The sequence below is a fragment of the Natrinema salifodinae genome, from assembly GCF_900110455.1.
Lineage (GTDB): Archaea > Halobacteriota > Halobacteria > Halobacteriales > Natrialbaceae > Natrinema > Natrinema salifodinae.
In genome coordinates this window covers 482,194-504,824 of sequence record NZ_FOIS01000002.1, presented here as the reverse complement: position 1 = coordinate 504,824, position 22,631 = coordinate 482,194, and the positions used below count along the sequence as shown (strand labels likewise).

The window sequence follows — 22,631 nt, the reverse complement described above, 5'->3', positions numbered from 1 at the left end:
TGCTACGGTTCGTCGTCCGATCGGTCGTCTGCGTCGGTCTCCAGGTGCTCGATGCAGGCCGCGACCGGTTCGAGCACCTCGTCGGCGATGGTGTACGGGTCGGTCTCGCCGGTGCGGACGGCCTCCGCGAGATCGTCGACGCCGCCGGCGGCCGCGAGTTCGTCCTCGAGCAGCGAGTGGACGTCCTCCCGCAGCAGCGTGCGGATCTCCTCGGCGGAGCGCTGGCGGGCCTTCTCAGCGCGTGCGCCGGAGTCGACCAGGTACGCGCGGTGGTTCGCGAGTTCGTCCATGAAGTCGTCGACGCCGGTCCCCGTCGTGGCGACCGTCTCGACGATCGGCGGCGTCCAGCCCTCGGCCGCCGCGTCCTCGTCGTCAGCGCTCGCCTCGGTCGCGTCGCCCCAGGTGTCGCCACCGCCATCGCGACCGCCGACGTCGCCCATCGCGTCGACGCCGTGGTGGCCACCGCCGCCGACCCCGTTTTCCTCGCCGAGGGAGATCATGTCCCGGAGTTCCCGGACGGTCCGGTCGGCACCGTCGCGGTCGGCCTTGTTGACGACGAAGACGTCGGCGATCTCGAGGATGCCCGCCTTGAGGGTCTGGACGTCGTCGCCCGAGCCAGGCGGCACGAGCACGGCGACGGTGTCGGCGGTCCGGACGATGTCGATCTCGTTTTGCCCAGCGCCGACGGTCTCGATGATGATCTTGTCCTTACCGAAGGCGTCCATCGCCTTGACGGCGTCCGCGGTGGCCGTCGAGAGCCCGCCCAAGGTGCCGCGGGCGCTCATCGACCGGACGAAGACGTCCATGTCGCCGACGGTCGAGGCCATTCGGATGCGATCACCCAGGACGGCCCCACCGGTGAAGGGCGAAGAGGGGTCGATCGCGATGATCCCGACCGTCTCGCCGCGCTCGCGGTAGGCCTCCGCGAGCTTGTCGACCAGCGTCGACTTCCCCGCGCCGGGGCTGCCGGTGATCCCGATCACGTCGGCCTGGCCCGTGTGCGCGTAGAGCGCGGAGATCAGGTCCCGGTAGCCAGGCGATCGGTTCTCGATCTTCGAGATGGTCCGGGCGAGCGCGCGGTGCTCGCCGGCGAGCAGGGCTTCGAGCAGCGATTCGTCGTCGGGATCCATTCCCGATTCCGTGCCCGCGGTCATCGCTGGGGCGCGTTCTCGCGGACGAACTCGATGGTTTCCTCGACGGAGGTCCCGGGGCCGAAGATGGCCGCGACGCCCTCCGCCTCGAGTTCGGCGCGGTCCTCGTCGGGGATGACGCCGCCGACGAGGACGAGGGTGTCCTCCGCGGCGCCGTACTCCTCGAGGCCGTCCATGATCTTCGGAACGAGCGTGTCGTGTGCACCCGAGAGGATCGAAATCCCGAGCACGTCGACGTCCTCCTGAACCGCCGCCTGGACGATCTCCTCGGGCGACTTGTGTAGCCCGGAGTAGATGACTTCGAAGCCGGCGTCGCGGAACGCTCGCGCGACGACGTGGGCCCCGCGGTCGTGACCGTCGAGACCGACTTTGGCGACGAGACACCGAATCGACTCCGCTTCCTGTTCGCTGCTCATACGCGCTCCTTCCTCGGCCGACTGTTTGACTTTAACGGACGTTAGTGGTATTTTCGACGCCGCGATGGGACGCCAACCGCCAGGCGGCCGGGGATCGAACGGCCGATTTTCGGCGGTTCGTCGCCGTTTGTGACTGTCACGGCGGACGGAAACCGTCACGAACCAAAGGCTAAAGAGCGAAACGACCGAACATTCAGTCAATGACTATCGTTCGTCTATTGCGGAGGGATCTCTCGTGGGCGTCGAAATAAAAGAAACCAGGGTGCCCGACGCCGAGTTCGAGGAGATGAAAGGCTTCGTCTTCGAGTACCTCGCGGCCAGCGTCGAGAAGGAAGACGAAGGCGGTCGGATGCGGTGGTATCCGTGGCACTCTGCCGAGTACCGGCACAATCACATCCTCAACGTCGTGGATCTCGCGACCGAGATCGCCGTAGAGGAGGGCGCGGACGTCGACGTCACCCGCGTCGCCGCCCTCTTTCACGACGTCGCCAAGCTCGAGACCGACCAGGAGCTCCACGCCGAGGCCGGCGCTCGCGTCGCCCGCGAGTACCTCGAGTCCCGCGCGGACTATCCCGAGTCGTTCATCAAGCAGGTGTGTCGCGCCATCGAACACCACTCCTATCAGGGCGACCTGACCGACCTGACCTTGGAGACGCAGTGTCTCATCGAGGCCGACCTCCTCGACAAGGTCGGCGCGAACGGCACGGCCCTGATGCTGTTGCGGATGGGCTACGAGGCCCGCACGCACATGGACTGCGACGAGATGGTCGAGCGGGTCCTCGAGCGCGGCTACGACGCCGCCTCGCGCGTCCAGAGCGACACCGCCGAAGGCATCGCCCACCAGCGACTCAAGCGCGTCAAGTGGTTCAGCGAGTGGCTCGAAGACGAGATCGCCGCCCTCGGGGAGTAGGTCGACCCCACTCCCTTTTCGCCGACACGACGACCGACCAGGCCGCGGCTCGTCGATCACGTGATCGCGGTGCTCGCGACCCGGGACGTCTCGGAACGGCCAGGCGTTCAGAGCGGTGGGGTCTCGACGCAGACTAGTGGACCGGGACGCATGGCTGGATCCGCATCCACGCGGCGACGTTCGCCGACCCCGGGTAGTCGGTCGACCGGTGCCGAACTAATCGAGTCGATTGACGACGAGCCCCTCGTCGACGTCAGCGCCGGTTCAGACCACCCGCAGCGTTCCCATAGCCAGGAACAGCAGGCCGAACCCGACGAGGACGACGGCGCTCAGCGCCGCGACGGCGGGCGCGAAGGCGTCGACGCGCCGCCCGGCCGCGGCCAGGGCCGCGGGGTAGGCCACGACCCAGACGACGATCCCGCCGAAGAAGCCGAGCAGCAGCGCCGGCGAGCCGGTCTGGACGACCAGCACGCCCTCGAGCAGTTGGCCCACGGCCGGGGCGTACGCGAGCACGTCCAGCGTCCCCCGTTCGAGCAGGCCGACGCCGACGGTGAGCCAGAAGCCGATCTGGTAGGGGTTGGTCAGCGAGAGGACGAACGTTTTGCGAAAGCCCGTAGTCGCGGCGCGACCGCCGTCGGTGAACGAGGTGGCGGCTCTGGCCTCCTCGACCGCGCCGATCGCGAAGTACAGCATCAGACAGCCGCCGGCCAGGTAGAGCGCGGGCCGGACGGCCGGATAGCGGTCGATCACGGCGACGACGCCGGCCAGCGCGAGCACGAAGAAGAGGACGTCCGCGAGCATGGCGCCGAGACCGGCCCGGAAGCCGGCCGCCCAGCCGCGGACGACGCTCTCCTCGGCGATAATCGCGTTCATCGGCCCCGGCGGAGCCGCGAGAGCGAGTCCGAAGAGCACGCCTGCAAAGCCTGTAACGACGAGTGAAGCCACTGTTCTCGGTATCGAGTCGGTGAGCTGTCGTGAAAAGGGTAGTGACTTTGCTCTGATCGATGGAGGACGTCTGGTCGATCAGTGATTTCTTGATGTGACAATTCCAGATGTCAGGTATTATGAGACAGACGAAGATGTCGGATTGCCACTGCGCGAATTCGACTTTCTTTCCGAGACCTTCCCTAGAAGAGCGGGTTCAAACGATCGAGGGGCAGGCCCGAATTGTCGACGAATGACTGCCGATAACCCTACTATGGAGCTCGACGCGGATATGGTTCTCGCGGAACGCGTCCGCCAACAACTCGAGGTGTTCCCCGAGAAGTTTCGTGAATTGGGAGAAGGTGGAGAATTACGGAAGCTCTGTCGTACACCACATACTCTATCGGGTCCTCGAGTCGACCAGGCGCGAGAACACTTCACGGAACAGTATCTCATCGAGCCGGTGCTTCACGGGCTCGGGTATTTCAATCCAATTTCCGAGGACTATACCGGAACGGGCCCGCATTTCGTCCGTCGTCCGAGCACCTATCGTAAAATCGAGATTAAACGCCCGGATTATCTCCTCAAAAACGTCTCGCCGCGAATCGACTGCATTCTGGAAGCCAAGGCTGCAAATGAGGAACAGCTGTCGGGAGCCAAACGACATGCGACCGCTGACATCGAAGAGTACGTCGAGTCGAATACGTTCGCGAAGTACCTCGAGAGTCGGGAGAAACGATATCTCGTTGCGATCGGCACAGACGGGTTCCGCTGGGTACTCTGGGCCAAAGACGTCCGGTCCAGAGAGACGAAAGAAGCGATTGCGACGGTCGACCTCTCGAACGCGATCGACGCGATTGCCAAGCGAAACGACGTCATCGAAGGCGAACCGACTGAAACCAACGTCGAAATCCGGAGATCACTGGCAACGGAATTCGTCCCCGCATTTTCCGCTCGCTCGATAGACGAATTCGTGCGCAGCTACTTCGAGTAATTCGCTCGCGATACTGAAGGAATTCGCGTTTCGGCCCCGTTCGCGGACTGACCGCCCGTAAGACGATGTCGATGCGGTAGTGTGGTCGTAGTGGTGGTTTCGATCGACACCGCCGAGCGGCCGGCTGTCCGCCAGGCGCCGAGCGCGAGTCCGCAGTTCGGAGTCGGCGCTCGATCCCGAGCGTGAGACCGAGCGCCGCCGGCGCTACGAGTCGCGCTGGCGCTCGATCAGGCCAGGCGGCACCGAACACCCGCAGGGGACGGCCGAGCCCTCGTGGGGACCGGTGGCGACGACCATCAGGACGGGGTCGCCGCAATGGGGGCAGTCGGGGAGCGGCGGCCGGGTGGGTGCGTCGGCGTCCGCGGTTTCCGCGGTCTCCGTAGTCCCCGCGGTCTCTCCGTTCTCCACGGTCGCCTGGTCGTCGCAGCAGTCGCTACTCATCGGTTCCCCCGTTGGCGGTGCGGTTATCGACCGCGTTGCTCCTCGTGATGCCCGAAAATGGAGCCGTGGCTGATCGTCGCAAGCGATTCGGCGGTCGTTCGGGACGTTTATATCCCGGTAGAATGTACGGAATCATGGCTTCGATCCGCTCGGATGGAAGCCGAGTCTCGGGTGCTAGGTCCACCCGGGACGTTTCCGTACGTCCCCGGTTCGGAGATCGGCTTCCGTTCTGATTGTTGACCTGTGTGGACTTATATCTACTGTTAACGGGTGTTGGTAATATGGACCCGTTAGTCGGCGCTGCACCGAATACAAGCGAGTCGAATAGAAGACGCGAGCGCGGCGCGAGGAGAGACGATCTGCGACGGACGGTGAGCGGCCAGTATCGGTCGACTAATTCCGGAGACGCGGTAGAGACGAATACCGCTGCCAGCGTCCGTCTACGGTGACTCGTCCGGTTCGAGAAGTTGGACGCTTATCGAGATAAAGTACACGAACATAAATAAGAAGAAGCCGACGGTGAGCGGAATCATCCGTCGATCGATGACGGCGAGGTCCGCGATCGTCGCGACGACGATTGCGACGCTGTAGACTAAAATGATGAAGACCCCGATCGCGTAATAGAACCGGATGTCGGACTCAAAGTGGTCTCGAAGGGCCATATCGGTCTATCGAGGACCAGTATCGAAAAGACTACTGGTTTATCAGCAGATTGGGAGCAACCAGTTCTCCTATTCTGATTCGCGTATCGTCTCGTTGGCTGACCGACCGGTTACGATTCGTCGCCGTCGCGCGCGAGCAGCGGATACGACTGCGTCCCGCCGCAGGACTTCCGCGCGACGAGCGTCGCGACCGCCTCGGCGTCGCCCCCGTCATCCGCACCGCCGTCGACCGGCCGCCGCCGCTCCTCGTAGACATCGATCGTCAGGTCCAGACACGCCCGGAGCAGGTCGTTCGATCGGTAGCGATACCGGTCGCTCGAGGGCCCCGCCACCGGATCGCTCGAGCGCAGGTGGTGTTCGTAGACGAGCGCGCCGCCTGGCGCGAGCGCTGCCTTCAGGTCGGGCAGGTGCTCGAGGGCGGCGAAGTAGCGGACGGTGATGAGATCGTAGCGCTCGCGGCCGGGATCGAAGTCGGCCAGATCCGAGCGGAGCCAGTTCACGTCGACGCCGCGGTCGGCGGCCCGGTCGCGGGCGCGCTCGAGGGCGACGTCGGAGATGTCGACCGCGTCGACGTCGTAGCCGTGGTCGGCCAGGTAGACCGCGTTCGCGCCGAGGCCGGTCGCGACGTCGAGGGCGCGGCCGTCCGGGAGCGCGTCGATGCGGCGTTCGAGTTCGGGAATGGGGTCGGGATCCCGATCGTCGTCGGGTCGATCGTACCGGTCGTTCCAGCGCTCGCGATCGTCGGTCACGTGATCGGCGACGTTCGGGCCGCCCTTAGTTCGTGCCGCCGCAGCCTGGCGAACCGCCCGGTTTCGGCGCGCGAACCAACGGGTCCTTTTCCCCGGATCGCGTCCGCCCTCGTATGACGCGTTACTCGATCGCTCGCGGGCGAGGCGCCTGGTCCGGATCGAGCGCAGGGGACCGGACCGCTCGCGGCCCGCTCGCAGCACCGGGAGCGGAGGTGGACCGGCCGTGAACCGACGCGAACTCGTCGCCGGCGTCGGGAGCGTCGGCGTGCTCGGCGGCGCCGGCGCGGTCCTGTTGCGCGGCGGGTTCGGGTCCGGATCGGGCTCGGATTCCGAGACAAACGACGAGCCCTCCGGCCCGCTCACGGTCGACGCGATCGACGCGCCCGGCAGCCGGGACGAGTCGATCCGCGTCCCGCCCGAGGGGGCCGACGCGGCGCTCGTTTCAGTGTTCTCGACGAACTGCGATCCGTGCGAGGAGGAGGTCGCCAACGCCGCGGACGCGCGCGAGCGGCTCCGCGACGAGTACGGCGACGCCGTCCGGTTCCTCTCCGTGACGATCCATCCGCCCGGGACGGTTCCCGAGAACGAGGTCCGCGACTGGTGGGCGGAGTACGGCGGCGAGTGGCCCGTCGCGTACGATCCGGAGGCGCGGTTCCGGGAGCGGTACGGGGTTCCCGGTCCGACCAGTTCGGTCGCGATCGACGGCGACGGCGAGAGCTGCTGGATAGACACGGGTCCCAACCGCACGGACACGATGGTCGAACAGGTCGAGTCGATCCTCGGGACGGCCGACGACACCGGAGAATAGAGCGTCCGTCGCCGGCCCGCGGCCGCTCCGAACGGGCCACGGCTATCGAATCCCGGCCGGCATCCGCTCGTCCGAGCGCTCCCGTCTCGGCCCTAGGTTGATGGCCGCGGCGAACGAACGAGCACCAAGCGCCGAGCGCATCGCCGCGACGGTCCACCGCGCGCTCAGTCTCAGTACACATGCACGGCACAGCGACGCATCACGTCCCGCGTTCCGCGACCGGGAACCGGATCCGAACTCGAACCGGAACCCAAACAGCCTCGACGGCCGACCGCGAGCGATCGAGAACTGCGACTGCTTCGAATCCGATCCCGAACCCGTCCCCGGCCGAGCCGACCGGAACCGCAACGGTGACGGTGACGCTGCCGGTACCGGTGAGCGACCCATGAAACGCCGCGAACTCGTCGCCGGACTCGGGAGCATCGGCGTCCTCGCCGGGGGGACCGGCGTCGCCCTCCGCGGCCTGCCGTCGTTCGCCGACGAATCCTCCGCGACGAGCGACGACGATTCCGACGGGCCGATCGAGGTCGAGACGGTCGACGCGCCTGGCAGCCAGGCTGGCGCGATGACCGTCCCTACTGACGACGTCACGGTCGTCACGTTCTTCGTCACCGGGTGTGGAAACTGCCAGGCGCAGATTCCCCGCCTGGCCGAGGCGCGGACCGAACTCGCCGCCGAGTACGGGGACCGCGTCTCGTTCCTCTCGGTGACCTACCAGTCGCCGGACCGGCTCCCGGCGGCCGAACTCCGAGAGTGGTGGCGCGAGCACGGCGGGGAGTGGTCGGTTGGCTACGACGGAGACACGTCGCTCGCCAGCGCCTACGGGGCAGTCGGCTATCCGGCCACCCTCGTCCTCGACGCCGACGGCGAGAAGCAGTGGGACGTGACCCGCCTGGTCCCCGCCGCCGATATCGTCGACGCGGCCGAGTCGGTGCTCGAAGCCAGCGCCGACGAGTCGACCGACTCGAACGCGGATTCGAGCCCGGACGACGAAAACGAGACGAACGAGTCGACGACAGCCTGATTTTGCGGCCGTCGGAATCGCGGATCGGAGCGGCGCCTGGCCGACGGGCGACTGCCGCGCCCGTCGCGCCGCCGGGGACCGTCCGCGGTCCCAGCCCGACCGAACTCAGAGCCGGACGGGCTACGGCGCGTCGGATCCGAACCGCGTGAACAGCCCGGAGAGCGATTCCTTCCACGACGACTGCCCGTTCCCGATCGCGGCGAGTCCGTCCGGACCGGCGAGACAGAGGCGACCGCTCGCGACCGCGATCGACGCCGTGCCCGGATCTGAGTCTGCATCCGCGCTCGCGCCCGCGCCCACGACGTCGTCGACCGGCGACTCGAGGGCCCACCGCTGCGATCCGTCGGCGGCCGCCAGCGTCCGGACGCGCCCGTCGGCGGTACCCAGACAGACCAGGCCGTCGACGACGACCGGGTCGGTCACCGCCTCGCCGACGGCGGCCCGCCAGGCTTCGGCGCCCGTCGCCGCGTCGATCGCGTAGACGCTCCCGTCGGCGCTGGCGGCGTAGACGCGGCCGTCCGCGACGGCCGGCGACGCGACGAGCCGGCCGCCGGTGTCGAACCGGAACCGCCGGGAGCCGTCGGCGGTCGACAGCGCGTGGAGCCGGTCGTCACAGCCGACGTAGAGACGGCCGTCCGCGACCGCAGGCCCCGTCCGAATCTCGCCCGCGGCGTCGATGGTCGTCTCCCAGTGGCGGCGCCCGTCCGCGGCCGCCACCGCGAGCACGCGCTCCTCGCCGGTCGCGTAGACGACCCCGTCGTCGACGGCGAGTCCGACGAGAGAGCCGTCGATCGGCACCGACCAGGCCGGTTGCCCGGTCTCGGCGTCGATCGCGTGGAGGGCCTCGCCGCCGACGTAGACCGTTCCGTCGGCGACGATCGGCGCCGTTCGGACGGGGGCGTCCGTCCGGTACCGCCAGGCCCGCTCGCCCGTCTCGGTTGCGAGCGCGGCGACCGCCGTCTCGCCGGCGACGTAGACGGTGTCGTCGACGACCGCGGGCGTCGTCTCGACCGGCGCGTCGGTCTCGGTCCGCCAGCGCTCGTCCCCGCCCCCGAGCGCCAGCGCGGCCAGGCCGTCCTCGCTCGCCGCGAAGACGGTATCGTCGACCAGCGCCGGCGGCGCGTCGCCCCCAGCCGACCCGACGCGCCACTGCGTCGTCGGTCGCCGGCGAAGCGGCAGCGAATCGCCGTCCGGGACGTGCCCCGTCCGCGCCGGGCCGGCGCCGGCCATCGGCCAGGCGCGCCGGGTCGCCGACTCGCGGTCGCGGACGTGTTCGAGGCGCTCCGTCGCGGCCGTCGCGGCGCCCGAGACCGCCGGCACGGGGTCGTCGACCAGCGGCCGAACCGCGGGCAGCGGGTCGACGGCTTCGACGGCCGCCAGCGTCCGGATCGCGGCCGCTCGAACGCGCCCGTCCGGATCGGCCAGGCGGGGACGGAGTTCGGCCGCGATCGCCTCGAGACTACGGGTCCCACCCTCGATCCCGCCGGTGACTTCGGCGACCTCGGCGACCGCCTGGCCGGCCGTCGCCCGGACGTCGGCGTCGGAATCAGACAGCGCCGCGAGCAGGTCGTCGGTCGCCGCGTCGAACCCGTGGGGATCGTCGTCGGCCATCGTCGCGAGCGTCCGGCCAGCGGTGACGCGTACGACCCGGCTCTCGGCCGAAAGCGCGTCGCCGATCGTCGACAGCCCGGTCTCGCGCAGGCGGTCGGACTCGTCGGCGAGTGCGGACACCGCGAGCACGGCCAGGCCAGCCGCCCACGGGTCGTCGTCGAAGCGTCGCCCCAGTTCGGAGAGTTCGGCGTCGAGGCCGTCCGCGTTGGTCGGCGTCTCGCCGCCGCTGACGAACGCGGCGGCGTCGACCGACCGATCGTCGAGCCGCTCGAGCGCTTCGGCCAGCGCCGACCCGTCGTCCCGTCCCGTCACCGCGAGCGTGCCGAGCGCGAGCGCCGCGTACCCGCGAACCGCTTCGTCGTCGATCGCCAGCAGGTCGACCAGGCGATCCTGCGCGGTCGCCGCGTCGCCGGGCGCGACGGCCGCCAGGCGAGCGATCTCGCTCGCGACGGCCCGTCGATCCCCCGAATCGGAGTCGAGGTCGTCGCACAGGCGGGCCGTGACCGGTCGCCGGTCGGCCGCCGCGAGCGCCGTCGTCAGCGCGCGGGCGAGCGCCCGGCGCTCGTCGCCGTCCGCCGCCCGCAGCCGGTCGCACAGCGGCGTCGCCGCGTCGGTGATCAGTTCCGGGTTCCGCCTGGCGACGTCGGCGAGGGCCGCTGCGACCGCCGCCGAGCGCTCGTCGCCGGCCGCCAGACGGTCGCGGACGACTTCGATCGGCGCCGGCCCGGTCTTCGTCTCGCCGTCCGCGGCGAGCAGCGTCTCGAGGGCGTCCAGCGCCGCGGCGCGGACGGTCGGTGTCGGCTCGACGAGCGCGTCGCAGACGGCCTCGACGGCGGCCGCCGCCTCGGCGTCGCTCTCGATCTTGAGCGCGCTCAGCGCCGCGCAGGCAGCGACCCGGATCGCCTCGTCGTTGGCGTTCGTCTCCGCGACTGCCAGGGCGACCGTCGGGCGGCAGTCGCCCGACTCGTCGGGAGCGACCTCGGTGAGCGCCCGGCGGACGGTCCCGCGGACGCTGCGGTCCGAATCGTCGAGCGCGCCGAACAGCCCGGCCAGCGCGGGCCGGAGCGCGTCCGTCCCCGTCGATCCGCTCCACTCGGCGATCCGCGCGAGCGCCAGCGCGGCGTTGTTCCGGACGCTCGCGTCGTCGTCCGCGAGCCGGTCGCCGAGCGCCGGGACGGTCCCGCGGAGTTCCCCGGGGCGCTCGCCCGCGAGCCGGACCAGGTCCCGCGCGGCCGCGCGGCGCACCGCCGCGCCGTCGTCCGCGAGCCGCCGCCGTAGCGATCGGATCGCGGGATGGGCGTCGCCGGCGCCCGTGTCGGCGATGTCGGCCAGCCTGCGGGCGGCGTCCCCGCGGACCCACTCGTCGCGCTCCGCGTCCGCCAGGCGGTCGGCGAGCGCCCGGACGTCGGCCTCGTCGGGAGCCGATGCGACCGCGATCGGAGCGAGTGCATCGGCCGCCCGATGACGGACCGGCTCGTGGGGATCGTCGAGGCGGTCGGCCAGGCGGGGCGCGACCGGGCGGACCGAGTCGGGCGCTGTTTCCGCGACGGCCGCGATGGCCCGAGCGGCCGCGAGCCGAACGGTTTCGTCCCCATCCTCGAGCACCCCGGCGAGTTCGGCGACGACGGGTTCGACCGCCGCGGGCGCGTCGTCGGCGACCGCGGCGATAGCAGCGACCCCGTGGCGCCGGACCGTCGGCTCGTCGCGGGCCAGGCGACCCGCGAGCGGTTCGACGGCGGGTTCGACTCCCTCGACGCGGGCGTCGGCCAGGATCGCGAGCGTCGCGGCCGCGTCGGTTCGGATCTCTGCGATCGAATCGTCGAGCCGATCGACGAGTGCGTCGACGGCCGGCACGACCGCGTCGGGGGCGCTCTCGGCGACGGAACGCAGCGCGCGGACGGTCTCCTGGCGGACGGCGGGATCGTCGTCGAGGCTCGCAGCGAGGTCGTCGACGACTGTGCTGTCGGCGCCGGCGATGGCGTCCGGGCGGTCCGCCGCGACGGCGGCGAGCGCCGTGGCGACGTCGGCTCGAACGGACTCGCGATCGTCCGCGAGCGCCGCCGCGATCGGTTCGACCGTCGCCGCGACCGCCGTCGGCCGGTCGGCCGCGAGCGCGCGGATCGCCCGCGCCGCGTGGTCCCTGATCGCCGGCTCGTCGTCGAGGCGGTCGACCAGGCGTGCGACGGCATCGGTATCGGTGATGACGTCGGCGTCGACGTCGTCGTTGGGATCGGAGTCGACGGCGGGGACCGCCTCGGGATCGTGAGCGGCGACGGTCGCCAGAACCGCCGTCGCGTGTTCCCGAACCGTGGCAGTTCCGTCGTCGATTGCGGCCGCCACGTCGTCGGCGACCGGCGCGACTCGCTCGGGGGCCGCGTCGGCGATCGCCGCGAGCGCCTCCGTCGTCCGGATCCGCACGCGTTCCTCCTCGTCGGTGACGTACGCCGCCAGGACCGTCGCGGAGTCGGCGACGGCCGCCGGCTCGGCGGCCGCGATCGAGGCGAGCGCGTCCGCCGCGTCCGCGCGGACGGCCGCTGATCCCTCGAGTCGGTCCGTCAGCGAGGGGACACCGTCCTGGGTCGCCTCGGGGTAGACGGCCGCGACGGCCGCCAGGGCCGCGGCCGCGTGCGTTCTGATCGGCGGCTCGTCGTCGAGGCGCTCGGTCAGCGTCGCTACCGTCGATCGCACGTCGCCTGGTCTGTCGGCCGCCTGGTCGGCCAGCGTCCGGGCCGCGTACTCCCTGACCTCGGGGTCGTCGGCCGTCAAGAAGTTCTCGAGGCGGTCGATGCCGACGGTGACTTCGAGTCCGTCGCTCCGTTTCTGTTCCTGTCCCTGTCCGTCTCCCGAGCCGGTCGTGATCTCGTTCGTCCCAGACATAGTAACACGGCGGTCGCACGATGCACGTGCAACGCACGCTAGGTGATCAGTATACGAACAGATACGCTCAGTTAATGCTAGACCCGGCAACAGCCGAAAAACGTGGAGGGGGCGGACGGCGGGACGGGAACGAAGAAGGTGACGTGAAACGGAGTCGCGCCGCCTACGCCTCGGCCTGCCAGCTCCGCACGCGGTCGGCGCTGACGCCGTCGACGTCGTCGGCCACCGCGTCGGGATCGGCGTCGGTCAGGTCGTCGATGCTCTCGATGCCCGCTTCGGCGAGCTTCTCGACGGTCTTGGCGCCGATGCCGTCCAGCGCCTCGAGGTCCGAACCGGAGTCGCTCTCGCGGGCCTGGAACTCCTGATAGTTACAGATCGGACAGCCCAGCTCCCAGGGGTCGTCGCCGCTGTGGACGACGAGTTCGGGGAGGTCGTGCTCGTCGCAGTACTCGTCGGTGACCTCGATCTCGCCGCGTCGCGGGAGGGGCAGGGAGTACTCGCAGTCGGGGTAGCGCGTACACCCTACCAGACGAGAGCCGCTCTGGAGGGTCTTGACGGCCAACTCGCCGCCGTGTTCGTCACCGCACTCCGGACACTCGCCCAGCACGGGCCCCTCGCCGGCGTCTTCGGCCTTACAGAGCGGACAGCCGTGGACGAACGTCTGCCGGCCGGCGAGCATCTTGACCTCGTTCAGGCCGTGGTCCTCACACTCGCTCTCTAAGATCAGCGGCTTGCCCGTCGAGGGCAGCGGCAGCGTGTTCTCGCAGTCGGGATAGCCATCACAGCCCACGAAGTAGGAGCCGTGGCGGCTCCGGCGCACGAGCAGGTCCTCGCCGCACTCGGGACACGGCCCCAGCCGCTTGTCGTCTTTCAGCGACTTGCGCAGGTGGTCGCCGATCTCGTCGCGGGAGTCCGCCAGGTTCGCAAAGATCTCCTCTAACATCTCCCGGGACTCGTCGGTGACGTCCGAGAGGTCCGCCTGGCCGTTGGCGATGGCGTCCATGTCCTGCTCGAGCTGGGCGGTCATCTCCTCGCTGACGACCCGATCGGCGTAGTTCTCGGCGGCCTCGACGACGGCCATCGCGAGCTTCGTCGGCCGCGGCGGGTCGCTCTCGATGTAGCCCCGGTCGTAGAGCTTCTGGATGGTCTCGTGGCGGGTCGACTTGGTCCCGATGCCCATCTCCTCCATCGTTTCGATGAGCCGTGACTGGCCGTACCGGCGGGGCGGTTGGGTCTGTTTCTCCTCGAGTTCGACGTCCGTGAGCGCGAGTTCCTCGCCCTCGTCGACGTCGGGGACGTAGTTCTCGGCGGTGCTGAAGTACGGGTAGACGTCGTGGTAGCCGGGCTCGACCAAGCGCTTGCCGTTGGCCTTGAGCCGGGAGTCGTCGACCTCGGCGACGACCTTGAGGTGCTCCCAGACCGCGGCGTCGGCGACGGTCGCGTAGAACCGGCGGACGACGAGTTCGAAGATCTCCCACTCGTCGTCGGAGACGTCGCCGCGAGAGGGGATCTCGCCCGTCGGGTGGATCGGCGGGTGGTCGGTCGTCTCCTCGTCGCCTTCGGTGGGGACGATCTCGTCGGCCTCGAGCAGCGACTCGGCGGAGTCGCCGAGCGTCGAGTGGCCGACGAAGTCGTCCAAGAGTTCCTCGGGGTCCAAGTCGTCGGGGTAGACGGTGTTGTCCGTCCGCGGGTACGTGATGTAACCGGCGGTGTAGAGGTCCTCGGCGATCGACATCGCCCGCTTGGCGGAGTAGCCGATGGCACCCGCCGCGCGGATGAACTGGGTGGTGTTGAACGGCTCCGGGGGCCGGTCGGTCCGGGTCCGGCGGTTGACGTCGACGACGGTCGCGCTGTCGCGCTCGGCCAGCGTGTCGTAGACGTCGTCGGCGACGGCCTCCTCCCAGACGCGCTCGGCCTCGTTGTCGTCCTCGTCGCGGTAGAAGTACTGGGCCTCGAAGGTCGTGTCGTCTTTCGTCAGGTCGCCGAACAGCTCCCAGTAGTCCTCGGGATCGAACGCCTGGATCTCGCGCTCGCGGTCGACGATCAGCTTCAGCGTCGGCGACTGCACCCGGCCGACCGAGATGAAGTCGTTACCCAGTTGGCCCGCCGACAGCGAGAGGAAGCGGGTGAGCGCGGCGCCCCAGACCAGGTCGATGATCTGGCGGGCCTCGCCCGCGGCCGCGAGGTCGAAGTCGAGGTCGTCGGGCTCGTCGAAGGCTCCCTGAACCTCGTTTTCCGTGATCGAGGAGAACCGGACCCGGCGGATCGGGACGTCCTCGTCGACTTCCCGGACGATGTCGTAGGCCTCCTTACCGATCAGTTCGCCCTCGCGGTCGTAGTCGGTCGCGATCGTCACGCGCTGGGCTCGTCGGGCCAACAGCCGCAACGCGGCGACGATGTTCTCCTTCGTGGCCGTCTTCTCGACGCTCGCGTCGATCAACTCGACGGGTTCGACGTCCCGCCAGTCGGAGTACTCCGGCGGGAAGTCGACGCCGACGACGTGGCCGGACAGCCCCACGCAGCGCTTGCCGCCCCACTCGTAGACGTTCACCCCGTTCTCGCGACTCGAGTCGTAGGTCCCGCCGCTAAGGATGTCGGCGATCCGGCGGGCTGCGTTGTCCTTCTCCGTAATTATCAGCTCCACCGTCGATCACCCCCTCGAGCGACCGGTCCCGGCGACGGACGAGTGTCTTGCATCGTCGCTCGATACGAGTGAGCATCTGATAACGCTTTCGCCAAAACCGGCCGACAGCGCGGATGTGCGTGCGGTCGCGGGCGCTCGCGATCGCGCATGCGCGAGTACCGCACGATGGCCGAACTCCATTTCGGTGAGATCGCAAATTCAGAAATAGTTATGATTGGGCGAAAGAGTGACCCAAAGAGATGCCTCTCGGAAGGGTATTCGGGGACCTCTCCGTTTTCGATCTGCTGGGTAACTTCGTACCGGGCGTCGTTCTGATGGGGAGCGTACTCCTGCTCGTTCCAAGTGACCGCCTCGAGGAAGTTACTTCGCCATCGCTCGCAGTAGTTCTCGTTCTCGGCGTCATCACGTTCGCGCTCGGCCATCTAATCCAGAGTTACGCCGCTCGAGCGGTTGGCCAACGGGAAACGTTCCGAAATTCGATCCTTCTCCACCAGAGTCTCGGTCGATCCCCCGTTCTTAATTTCGACACGAATCCGACAGTGCATCCCCGCTTGTACGGCATCTATTCGCGTTTGCATCCCAACGAACCGGCGGAGCGGAACCTCGATGACGCCCTCAACGTTGGCTCCAAGTCCGAGGAAGATACGTCATCCGTTGACGATCAAATACCGAAGAGCGAACCGATCACGGACCGATCAAAGCGTATTCCGGCCCGCTTCTACCGGGCGATAATCGAAGCGATCGTGATGGTACGGATCAAACGAGATCGCCCCCTTTCGGACGTGACGGTCGCGGGGAAGGCGTGGACCGTTTGCCGGGTGAAGTACGACTTGGATTCCACATATAACGAATACGGGGATCTCTTGCATCTGATGTCAAGCGATGTCGAGAGCCACACTCAGAGCTCGAGGGCGTTTCGATTTCAGGCCCTCCGCAATTTCCATCGGGGAATGTGGATCTCGTGTTACTCATCGTTTGTACTGATGGTTTTCATCGGCATCGCGCAGTCGTGTCCACGGATCGTCTCGTTTCTCTCTACGACGCTTGGGATAGAACCCTGGCGGCCAGTAGCGTTCGACCTCTGGATGTCCGTTTGGACGATCTGTCTCGGCTACGCACTGTTTACCTACCTGTTCTGGGAGTTGAAGGAAGACTATGAGGAGGAGTTTATCGAATATCTATTTACCGACTTTCTGGTCGCCAATACCGCGCTGCTCGAAGACGATAGCAACGAAAACGAGTCCCCGGACCCGCAGAGAAATTCACCGTGGTATCAATAAGGATACTAGACCGTCGCTCGATGGGCCGTCCCTTCCGTCTCGACCTCTACGTCGTCGAAGACCCAAATCGTACGTAACTGATTCTGGCTCTCGAGTTCGGCGGTGATCGTATCTCCGGTCGAGAGATCGCTGATTTTTTGCCTGATTTCAGCGGTATAGTGGGGGCTAGTCGCTTCGACTGCAACTGTGAGACCGCGGTTTAGATCTTTGAGCCAGATATCATCGTTCACAATATCTCGAACGGTGAACTGCGATTCCACGGTCTCGGACATATACGAGGATGAGTTGTCGCGGTACTTGAAGGTTCTTCCGGAAGGTCGCTATCGAGAGCATTCATGGAATGACGTCAATTCCCCAGAAGTTCATCTCGATATCAAAGGTAACCCGCGTCAGCGAGCCGAGCGCTTTTCTCCCTCACCGGTGAGAAACCACGGGAACTACTCGTGGCAGCGACGGAACCGGACTCGGGCTCGGGCCCGGACCGCAAGCGCGTCGACATGACGACGGGGTCGATCCCCCCGAAGCTCCTCCACCTCGCCTGGCCGCTGGTTCTGGGGAACCTCCTCCAGACGGTCTACAACCTGGCGGACATGTTCTGGGTGGGTCGCGTGAGCAGCGACGCCGTCGCCGCGGTCTCCCTGATGTTTCCGCTCTCGTGGATGTTCGTCTCGACCGCGATGGGGATCACCGCCGCAACCATCGCCTTAGTCTCCCAGTACGTCGGCGCCGGCGACGACCGCACGGCCGACCGCGTCGTCGCGCAGACGATCTTCCTCACGCTGGCCGTCTCGACCGCGCTGGCCGCCCTCGGCCTGGCCGTCCGCCGGCCCCTGCTCGACCTAATCGGCGCCCGCGGCCCGGTGTTCGTCGAGGCGCTCGCCTACATCGAGGTAATCTTCCTGGCGCTGCCGTTCACCTTCCTCTTCTTCGCGTTCCGGGCCTCGCTACAGGGCGCGGGGAACACGAAGACCGCGATGTGGCTCGTGGTCGTCTCGGCCGGACTCAACGTGGTTCTGGACCCGTTCCTCGTCCTCGGCTGGGGGCCGTTCCCCGCGCTGGGGACGCGGGGCGCGGGAATCGCGACCTTCCTCTCGCGCGGGCTCGCTACCGCTGCGGGGATCGTCATCCTGCTGGACGGCCGCTTCGGGGTCCGGCTCCGGCCCCGCGATCTCGCGCCCGATCTCTCGATCCAGGCGCGCCTGGTCGATATCGGCGCGCCGGCCACCCTCGACGGCTGGGCCCGCAGCTTCGCGGCGGTCGCGATGGCCGGGTTCGTCGCCCGCTTCGGTCCCGCGCCCACCGCGGCCTACGGGATCGGCGTTCGACTGATGTCCGTGACCTGGGCCGTCGCGGGGGCGGTCGGCCAGGCGACGGCGACCGGCGTCGGGCAGAACCTCGGCGCGGCGACGCCCGAGCGGGCGGCCGCGGTCGCGCGGACGGCCACCGCGGCGACGATGGCGATCATCTTCGCCGTCGCGGGGCTCCTGCTGGCGTTCCCGGCGGCGGCGATTCGGGCCTTCGTCGGCGATCCCGCCGTGATCGCCGAGGGCGTGGCGTTCCTGCGGATCACCGCGCTCTTTTGGGCGCCCTTCGCCGGCGTGATGGTCATCCAGGGCGCGTTCCGCGGGGCCGGCAACACCCGGGAAGCGATGGTCCTCTCGATCCTCTCGCGGTGGGTCTTCCGGATCCCGCTGGCGCTCGTCCTCGCGTTCGGCTGGGCCGTGACGGTGCCGATCCCGAGGACCGGCGCTGCGCTCACGATCGCCGGCCTCGATTGGGGCGTCGTGGGCATCTGGTGGGCCTTCGCCGTCGGGATGGGCGCGGCCTTCGCGGTGGCCGTCGCCTGGTTCCGGCTCGGAACCTGGACGGAGGGCGTCATCGAGGACGACCGGACCGACGCTGACAGCGGGGATCGCCAGCGGGACGAATCGTCGGCCGGCGGAAGCGAACCGGATTCCGTCGACTGAGCCGAGCGGTTCCGTTCGGTTCGCGTCACTCCGTGCCGTTTCGCGCCGTCTCGAGACTCACGTCGCCGAACGCTGTGCGAACCCCTCTCTCCTGGCCGGCTGATTCCTCTCGATAATATGATGAAATATAGTTATGTCACGAGCGGCTGCAATAGACTTATCACTACCTAGTGTTACCACCTAGTTGTATGAGCGAATTCGAGCAGTTCAGTCAGGTTGGCGAGGCCGACGTCACGCGCGCGATCGGACAGGAGTGGACCGAGGAGTTCATGGACTTCTCGGACTCGGACGTCATCATCGTCGGGGGCGGCCCCTCGGGGCTGACCGCCGCGAAGGAGCTGTCCGAGCGCGGCGTCAAGACGATGGTTGTCGAGAAGAACAACTACCTCGGCGGCGGGTTCTGGCTCGGCGGGTTCCTGATGAACAAGGTCACGGTACGCGACCCCGCCCAGCAGATCTTAGACGAACTCGACGTCTCCTACAAACAGTCCGAAGATAGCGAGGGCCTGTACATCGCCAACGGCCCCGAGGCCTGTTCCGGACTCATCAAGGCCGCCTGCGACGCCGGCGCGAAGATGCAGAACATGACCGAGTTCACGGACATCGTCATCCGCGAGGACCACAAGGTCTCGGGGATCGTGATGAACTGGACGCCGGTCCACGCGCTGCCTCGCGAGATCACCTGCGTCGACCCGATCGCCGTCGAGGCCGACCTGGTCATCGACGCGACCGGCCACGACGCGATGGCGGTCAAGAAACTCGACGAGCGCGGCGTCCTCGACGCGCCGGGCATCGGCGACGCCGAGGCCAACGCGACGGGTATGGACCAGACCGGCGACGACAGCTACGGCGCCCCCGGCCACGACTCGCCTGGCCACGACTCGATGTGGGTCGGCAAGTCCGAGGACGCCGTCGTCGAGCACACTGGCCTGGTCCACGACGGACTGATCGCGACCGGGATGGCGACCGCGACAACCTACGGGCTGCCGCGGATGGGCCCGACCTTCGGCGCCATGCTCGTCTCGGGCAAGCGCGCCGCCCAGGAGGCGCTCGACGAACTCGGCGTCGACGCCGAGCCCGTCGACATCACGAGCCGCGCGACCCCGGCCGACGACTAAGCGGTCGTCGCCGCACCGGCTTGCCGGCTCGCCGAGATCCACACTGTTTTCGCGTCCCAGCGGTACCGCTCGTGCATGAACATCGTCGTCACCGGCGCGACCGGTGGTGCGGGAAGCTGGATCGTCGAGCACCTCGCGAGCGAGGGTCACGACGTCGTCGGCGTCGACCTCGAGCGGCCGCCCCGCGGGCGCGAGAACGTCGCGTTCCTCGCGGCCGACCTCAGCGAGCAGGGGCAGGCGTGGGAGGCGATCCTCGCGCACGATCCGGACGCGGTGGTCCACGCCGCAGGGATCCCGCGGATGGGCGAGACGACCGGCACCGAGACCTTTCTGACCAACGTCGAGACGACCTACCACGTCTTCGAGGCCGCCGGTCGAGCAGGCGCGGACGTGGTCTGGGCCTCGAGCGAGAGCCTCTACGGCATGCCCTTCGCCGCGGAGCCGTTCCTCCCGGACTACCTGCCGATCGACGAGGCCCACCCGATGCGGCCGGAAGACGGCTACGGCGCCTCGAAGCTCGTCGGCGAGGAACTCGCCGCGAAGACGGTCCGAAAGCACGCGATCTCGGTGGCCTCGATCCGCCCCTCGTGGATCCAGTATCCCGGCGAGTATCGGGCGATCGACGGCCGCACCGACTTCGATCCCGAGACCGCCGACCGCAGCGGCAACTTCTGGTCCTACGTCGACGTCCGCGACGTCGTCTCGATCGTCGACGCCGCGCTCGAGGCCGAGATCGACGGCCACGAGTCGTACCACGCGATGGCCGCAGAGAACTACCTCGGCCGCCCGACCGCGGACGTGATCGAGGCGGTCTTCGACGACCTGCCCGACGACTGCGACCTCGAGGGCGACGAGTCGGCCTTTTCGACGGCGAAGGCCCGGCGGGAGCTAGGTTGGGAGCCCGTCCACTCCTGGCGCGAGGCTCGGAACGAGAACGTCGAGGGGCCGTCATTCCTGATCGGCTGACTCCTGCTCGCGGGCGTTCGTGACAGCCTGTAGCGAACTACGACCGCAACTAATTCACGAGTGGTACGACTAGATCATACATGGTCGACCGAGTCACGCTCTACCGGAGTCCGACGACCGTCGCCGACGTCGACGAACTCGCCGCCTGGCTGCGCGAACGGATCGACGCCGCGGTGACCGTCCGGGATCGATTCCTCGACGTCCATCGCACGGACGGCCTGGCCGAGCGGTTCGCCGAGGCGCGGGTCCCCTCGCCGTACGAGCGCGAGACGGGCAACACAATGTTGGGGACGATCCGCTACGAGGAGCGGGCGCTCGACCACCCCGAGCGCGAGGGCGGCGTCCTCTACGACGGTCTGCAGGTCCAACGGGCGCTCAACGCCGCGCTTCCAGAGGACGAACGCGGTCTCGAGACGCTGCACGTCACAGTCCTCGACCGGGCGATCGGCACCTGGGGCGACCACGACGGCCGCTGGCACAAGCGCGTGAACGTCCTCGGCCAGCCCGCGCTCGTCTCGGTACCGGGGCTCTACGAGGCGCCCGCGAAGCCCGAGGCGTACTACAAGGAGAAGCAACGTCACGCGCTCCTCTCCGGCGACGCGCCGCCCCGGGAGGTTCTGGAGAATCAGGTCGAGGGCGACTTTTTAGTCGAGGACGACCCCCGAACCACCGACGCGCTGAAGGGGTACGTCCTGCAGGCCTACCACTACCTCGAGACCGGCGAGGCGTTTTGCGACCGGGAGGGGTGTCGGCTGTTCAACGCCCACTATCACGAGGACCTGATCGACGCCCAGTTGCGCGAGCCCGCGTTCTGCGGCGAGCACGCGCAGCTGTACGAGCGGGCGTGAGTCCGCGAGCGGCGACGGTTCTCGCGCGAATTCCCGCAACCGGTGCGTACTTTTGTCCTACTCACCTGTAACAACGTACAATGAGTGCTGAGTTTACCGTTGAGGTACCGGTCCGGTACCGCGACCTCGATCCGCTCGATCACGTCAATCACGCGGTCTACGCGAGCTACCTCGAAGTCGCCCGCACTGACTACCTCGAGGAGGTCGTCGACATCGCCGCCGCGGACATCTCCTTCGTCATCGCCAATCTCGAAATCTCCTACGAGCGGCCGATCACGAAGGGCGACGACCCCACGGTCGCGCTCTGGGTCTCCCGCCTCGGCGAATCCAGTTGCACGATGGAGTACGAGATCCGCGTCGGCGACGCGGTCGCCGCGACCGCCGAGACGACGATGGTCCACATCGATCCCGAGACGCGACGACCGACGCCGCTGCCCGACGAGATCCGCGAGCCTATCGTGGCCCGCGACGGTGTCGAAGCGACGGCGTGATCGACCGGAAACCGACGGGTGAGCGCTCGCTTCAGGCGACTCGTCCGCCGGTGAGCCGAACGACGCCGAATACGTGGCGCTCGTCCGCGACGGCCGCCGACCGCTCGCGGAGCCTGGCGTGGGCGGCGCGGATCTTCGCGTTCAGTCGGCGGGTCGGATCCGTCTCGTAGCGCAGTTGCGTCGTCGGTGGCGTCGAGAGGACGACGATCGCCCGGAAGGCGGCGTTGACCGGCGGCGCGTACCACGCGCGGCTCCTGGCCGCGTTCGCGAGGACGACGTGACCGCCGGGCCCGACGAGGTCGCACCAGTCGTCGACGGCGCCGGCCGGCTCGTCGAGCATGCCGACGACGAAGGTGGCGAGCACGGCGTCGACGTCTCCATCGCCATCGACGGGTCGTTTCGCTTCGACTCCCTCTCCGAGCCCGACCGGCGGCCGCGTCGCGTCGCCCCGGACGACGTGGACGTTGTCGTACGCCGCTGTGGCCGCGCGCGCTCGCTCGAGGATCGGTCCGGTGAAATCGATCCCGATCACGGTCCCCTCGCTGCCGACCTGTTCGCGGAGGAAGGGGAGGTTCGCGCCCGTGCCACAGCCCATCTCGACGACGGTATCGCCTGGTTCGAGGCGGCAGGCGGCGGCCGCGCGCTGTCGCAGCCGCGCGATACCGGGCGTGCGGCGCGCGATCAGGTCGTAGAGGCGGGCCCAGCGGCCGTAGAACTCCCGTGCGGATTCCGTCATCGTTGTCGTTGCAT

At 68.2% G+C, this 22,631-nt stretch carries 20 protein-coding genes; 10 read left to right on the top strand and 10 right to left on the bottom strand.

All coding sequences use genetic code 11. The features are described from left to right. Positions 1 to 2: 2 nt before the first annotated feature. A complete protein-coding gene (meaB, locus tag BMY29_RS07860; RefSeq protein WP_049988737.1) occupies positions 3 to 1,130 on the bottom strand; it encodes a methylmalonyl Co-A mutase-associated GTPase MeaB in 1,128 nt (375 codons plus the stop codon). A gap of 20 nt (positions 1,131 to 1,150) precedes the next feature. Then, complete coding sequence (locus BMY29_RS07855) at positions 1,151 to 1,567, bottom strand: cobalamin B12-binding domain-containing protein (protein WP_049988630.1); 417 nt, start codon at positions 1,565 to 1,567, stop codon at positions 1,151 to 1,153. 235 nt (positions 1,568 to 1,802) lie between these two features. Here BMY29_RS07855 and BMY29_RS07850 point away from each other — a divergent pair, with 235 nt between their 5' ends. Beyond that, entirely contained in the window at positions 1,803 to 2,477 is a 675-nt protein-coding gene (locus tag BMY29_RS07850; protein ID WP_074854669.1) for an HD domain-containing protein, read from the top strand. 264 nt (positions 2,478 to 2,741) lie between these two features. Here the strand turns inward: BMY29_RS07850 and BMY29_RS07845 are convergent, their stop codons facing one another. Continuing rightward, complete coding sequence (locus BMY29_RS07845; protein WP_049988628.1) at positions 2,742 to 3,422, bottom strand: LysE family translocator; 681 nt, start codon at positions 3,420 to 3,422, stop codon at positions 2,742 to 2,744. Positions 3,423 to 3,675: 253 nt separating this feature from the next. On the opposite strand from BMY29_RS07845, the gene BMY29_RS07840 reads away from it, so the two are divergent. Beyond that, the gene (locus BMY29_RS07840; RefSeq protein ID WP_049988627.1) at positions 3,676 to 4,395 is read left to right on the top strand and encodes a hypothetical protein; all 720 of its coding nucleotides are present in this window, start codon (positions 3,676 to 3,678) and stop codon (positions 4,393 to 4,395) included. Positions 4,396 to 4,599: 204 nt separating this feature from the next. On the opposite strand, the gene BMY29_RS07835 is transcribed toward BMY29_RS07840, so the two are convergent. From BMY29_RS07835 to BMY29_RS07825, 3 genes are all read right to left on the bottom strand, one after another. Then, complete coding sequence (locus tag BMY29_RS07835; RefSeq protein ID WP_049988626.1) at positions 4,600 to 4,836, bottom strand: hypothetical protein; 237 nt, start codon at positions 4,834 to 4,836, stop codon at positions 4,600 to 4,602. Between the two features lie 440 nt (positions 4,837 to 5,276). Then, positions 5,277 to 5,498, bottom strand: coding sequence for a hypothetical protein (locus BMY29_RS07830; protein WP_049988625.1), 222 nt, complete (start codon positions 5,496 to 5,498; stop codon positions 5,277 to 5,279). 110 nt (positions 5,499 to 5,608) lie between these two features. Then, complete coding sequence (locus BMY29_RS07825; protein WP_049988624.1) at positions 5,609 to 6,247, bottom strand: class I SAM-dependent methyltransferase; 639 nt, start codon at positions 6,245 to 6,247, stop codon at positions 5,609 to 5,611. A 223-nt stretch (positions 6,248 to 6,470) separates the two neighbouring features. On the opposite strand from BMY29_RS07825, the gene BMY29_RS07820 reads away from it, so the two are divergent. After that, complete coding sequence (locus BMY29_RS07820; RefSeq protein ID WP_049988623.1) at positions 6,471 to 7,055, top strand: TlpA family protein disulfide reductase; 585 nt, start codon at positions 6,471 to 6,473, stop codon at positions 7,053 to 7,055. A 385-nt stretch (positions 7,056 to 7,440) separates the two neighbouring features. Then, complete coding sequence (locus BMY29_RS07815) at positions 7,441 to 8,079, top strand: TlpA family protein disulfide reductase (RefSeq protein WP_049988736.1); 639 nt, start codon at positions 7,441 to 7,443, stop codon at positions 8,077 to 8,079. 120 nt (positions 8,080 to 8,199) lie between these two features. On the opposite strand, the gene BMY29_RS07810 is transcribed toward BMY29_RS07815, so the two are convergent. Both BMY29_RS07810 and BMY29_RS07805 read right to left on the bottom strand, forming a co-directional pair. Beyond that, positions 8,200 to 12,567, bottom strand: coding sequence for an outer membrane protein assembly factor BamB family protein (locus tag BMY29_RS07810; protein ID WP_049988622.1), 4,368 nt, complete (start codon positions 12,565 to 12,567; stop codon positions 8,200 to 8,202). Between the two features lie 163 nt (positions 12,568 to 12,730). Beyond that, positions 12,731 to 15,211, bottom strand: a complete 2,481-nt coding sequence (locus tag BMY29_RS07805) for a DNA topoisomerase I (protein ID WP_049988621.1) — start codon at positions 15,209 to 15,211, stop codon at positions 12,731 to 12,733. A 239-nt stretch (positions 15,212 to 15,450) separates the two neighbouring features. On the opposite strand from BMY29_RS07805, the gene BMY29_RS07800 reads away from it, so the two are divergent. Next, positions 15,451 to 16,491, top strand: coding sequence for a zinc-binding metallopeptidase family protein (locus BMY29_RS07800; protein ID WP_049988620.1), 1,041 nt, complete (start codon positions 15,451 to 15,453; stop codon positions 16,489 to 16,491). Between the two features lie 5 nt (positions 16,492 to 16,496). On the opposite strand, the gene BMY29_RS07795 is transcribed toward BMY29_RS07800, so the two are convergent. Beyond that, entirely contained in the window at positions 16,497 to 16,763 is a 267-nt protein-coding gene (locus BMY29_RS07795; protein ID WP_049988619.1) for a hypothetical protein, read from the bottom strand. A gap of 225 nt (positions 16,764 to 16,988) precedes the next feature. Here BMY29_RS07795 and BMY29_RS07790 point away from each other — a divergent pair, with 225 nt between their 5' ends. From BMY29_RS07790 to BMY29_RS07770, 5 genes are all read left to right on the top strand, one after another. Continuing rightward, positions 16,989 to 18,458 (top strand): MATE family efflux transporter, encoded by a 1,470-nt coding sequence (locus BMY29_RS07790; RefSeq protein ID WP_049988735.1) that lies wholly within the window; start codon positions 16,989 to 16,991, stop codon positions 18,456 to 18,458. Positions 18,459 to 18,646: 188 nt separating this feature from the next. Next, positions 18,647 to 19,576, top strand: coding sequence for a sulfide-dependent adenosine diphosphate thiazole synthase (locus BMY29_RS07785; RefSeq protein ID WP_049988618.1), 930 nt, complete (start codon positions 18,647 to 18,649; stop codon positions 19,574 to 19,576). A 75-nt stretch (positions 19,577 to 19,651) separates the two neighbouring features. Further along, entirely contained in the window at positions 19,652 to 20,542 is an 891-nt protein-coding gene (locus BMY29_RS07780) for an NAD-dependent epimerase/dehydratase family protein (protein ID WP_049988617.1), read from the top strand. An 80-nt stretch (positions 20,543 to 20,622) separates the two neighbouring features. Next, entirely contained in the window at positions 20,623 to 21,390 is a 768-nt protein-coding gene (locus BMY29_RS07775; RefSeq protein WP_049988616.1) for a DUF7001 family protein, read from the top strand. An 80-nt stretch (positions 21,391 to 21,470) separates the two neighbouring features. Further along, on the top strand, positions 21,471 to 21,881 hold the full coding sequence (locus BMY29_RS07770) for an acyl-CoA thioesterase (RefSeq protein WP_049988615.1): 411 nt from the start codon (positions 21,471 to 21,473) through the stop codon (positions 21,879 to 21,881). 31 nt (positions 21,882 to 21,912) lie between these two features. Here the strand turns inward: BMY29_RS07770 and BMY29_RS07765 are convergent, their stop codons facing one another. Beyond that, on the bottom strand, positions 21,913 to 22,617 hold the full coding sequence (locus tag BMY29_RS07765) for a class I SAM-dependent methyltransferase (RefSeq protein WP_049988614.1): 705 nt from the start codon (positions 22,615 to 22,617) through the stop codon (positions 21,913 to 21,915). Positions 22,618 to 22,631 lie beyond the last annotated feature (14 nt).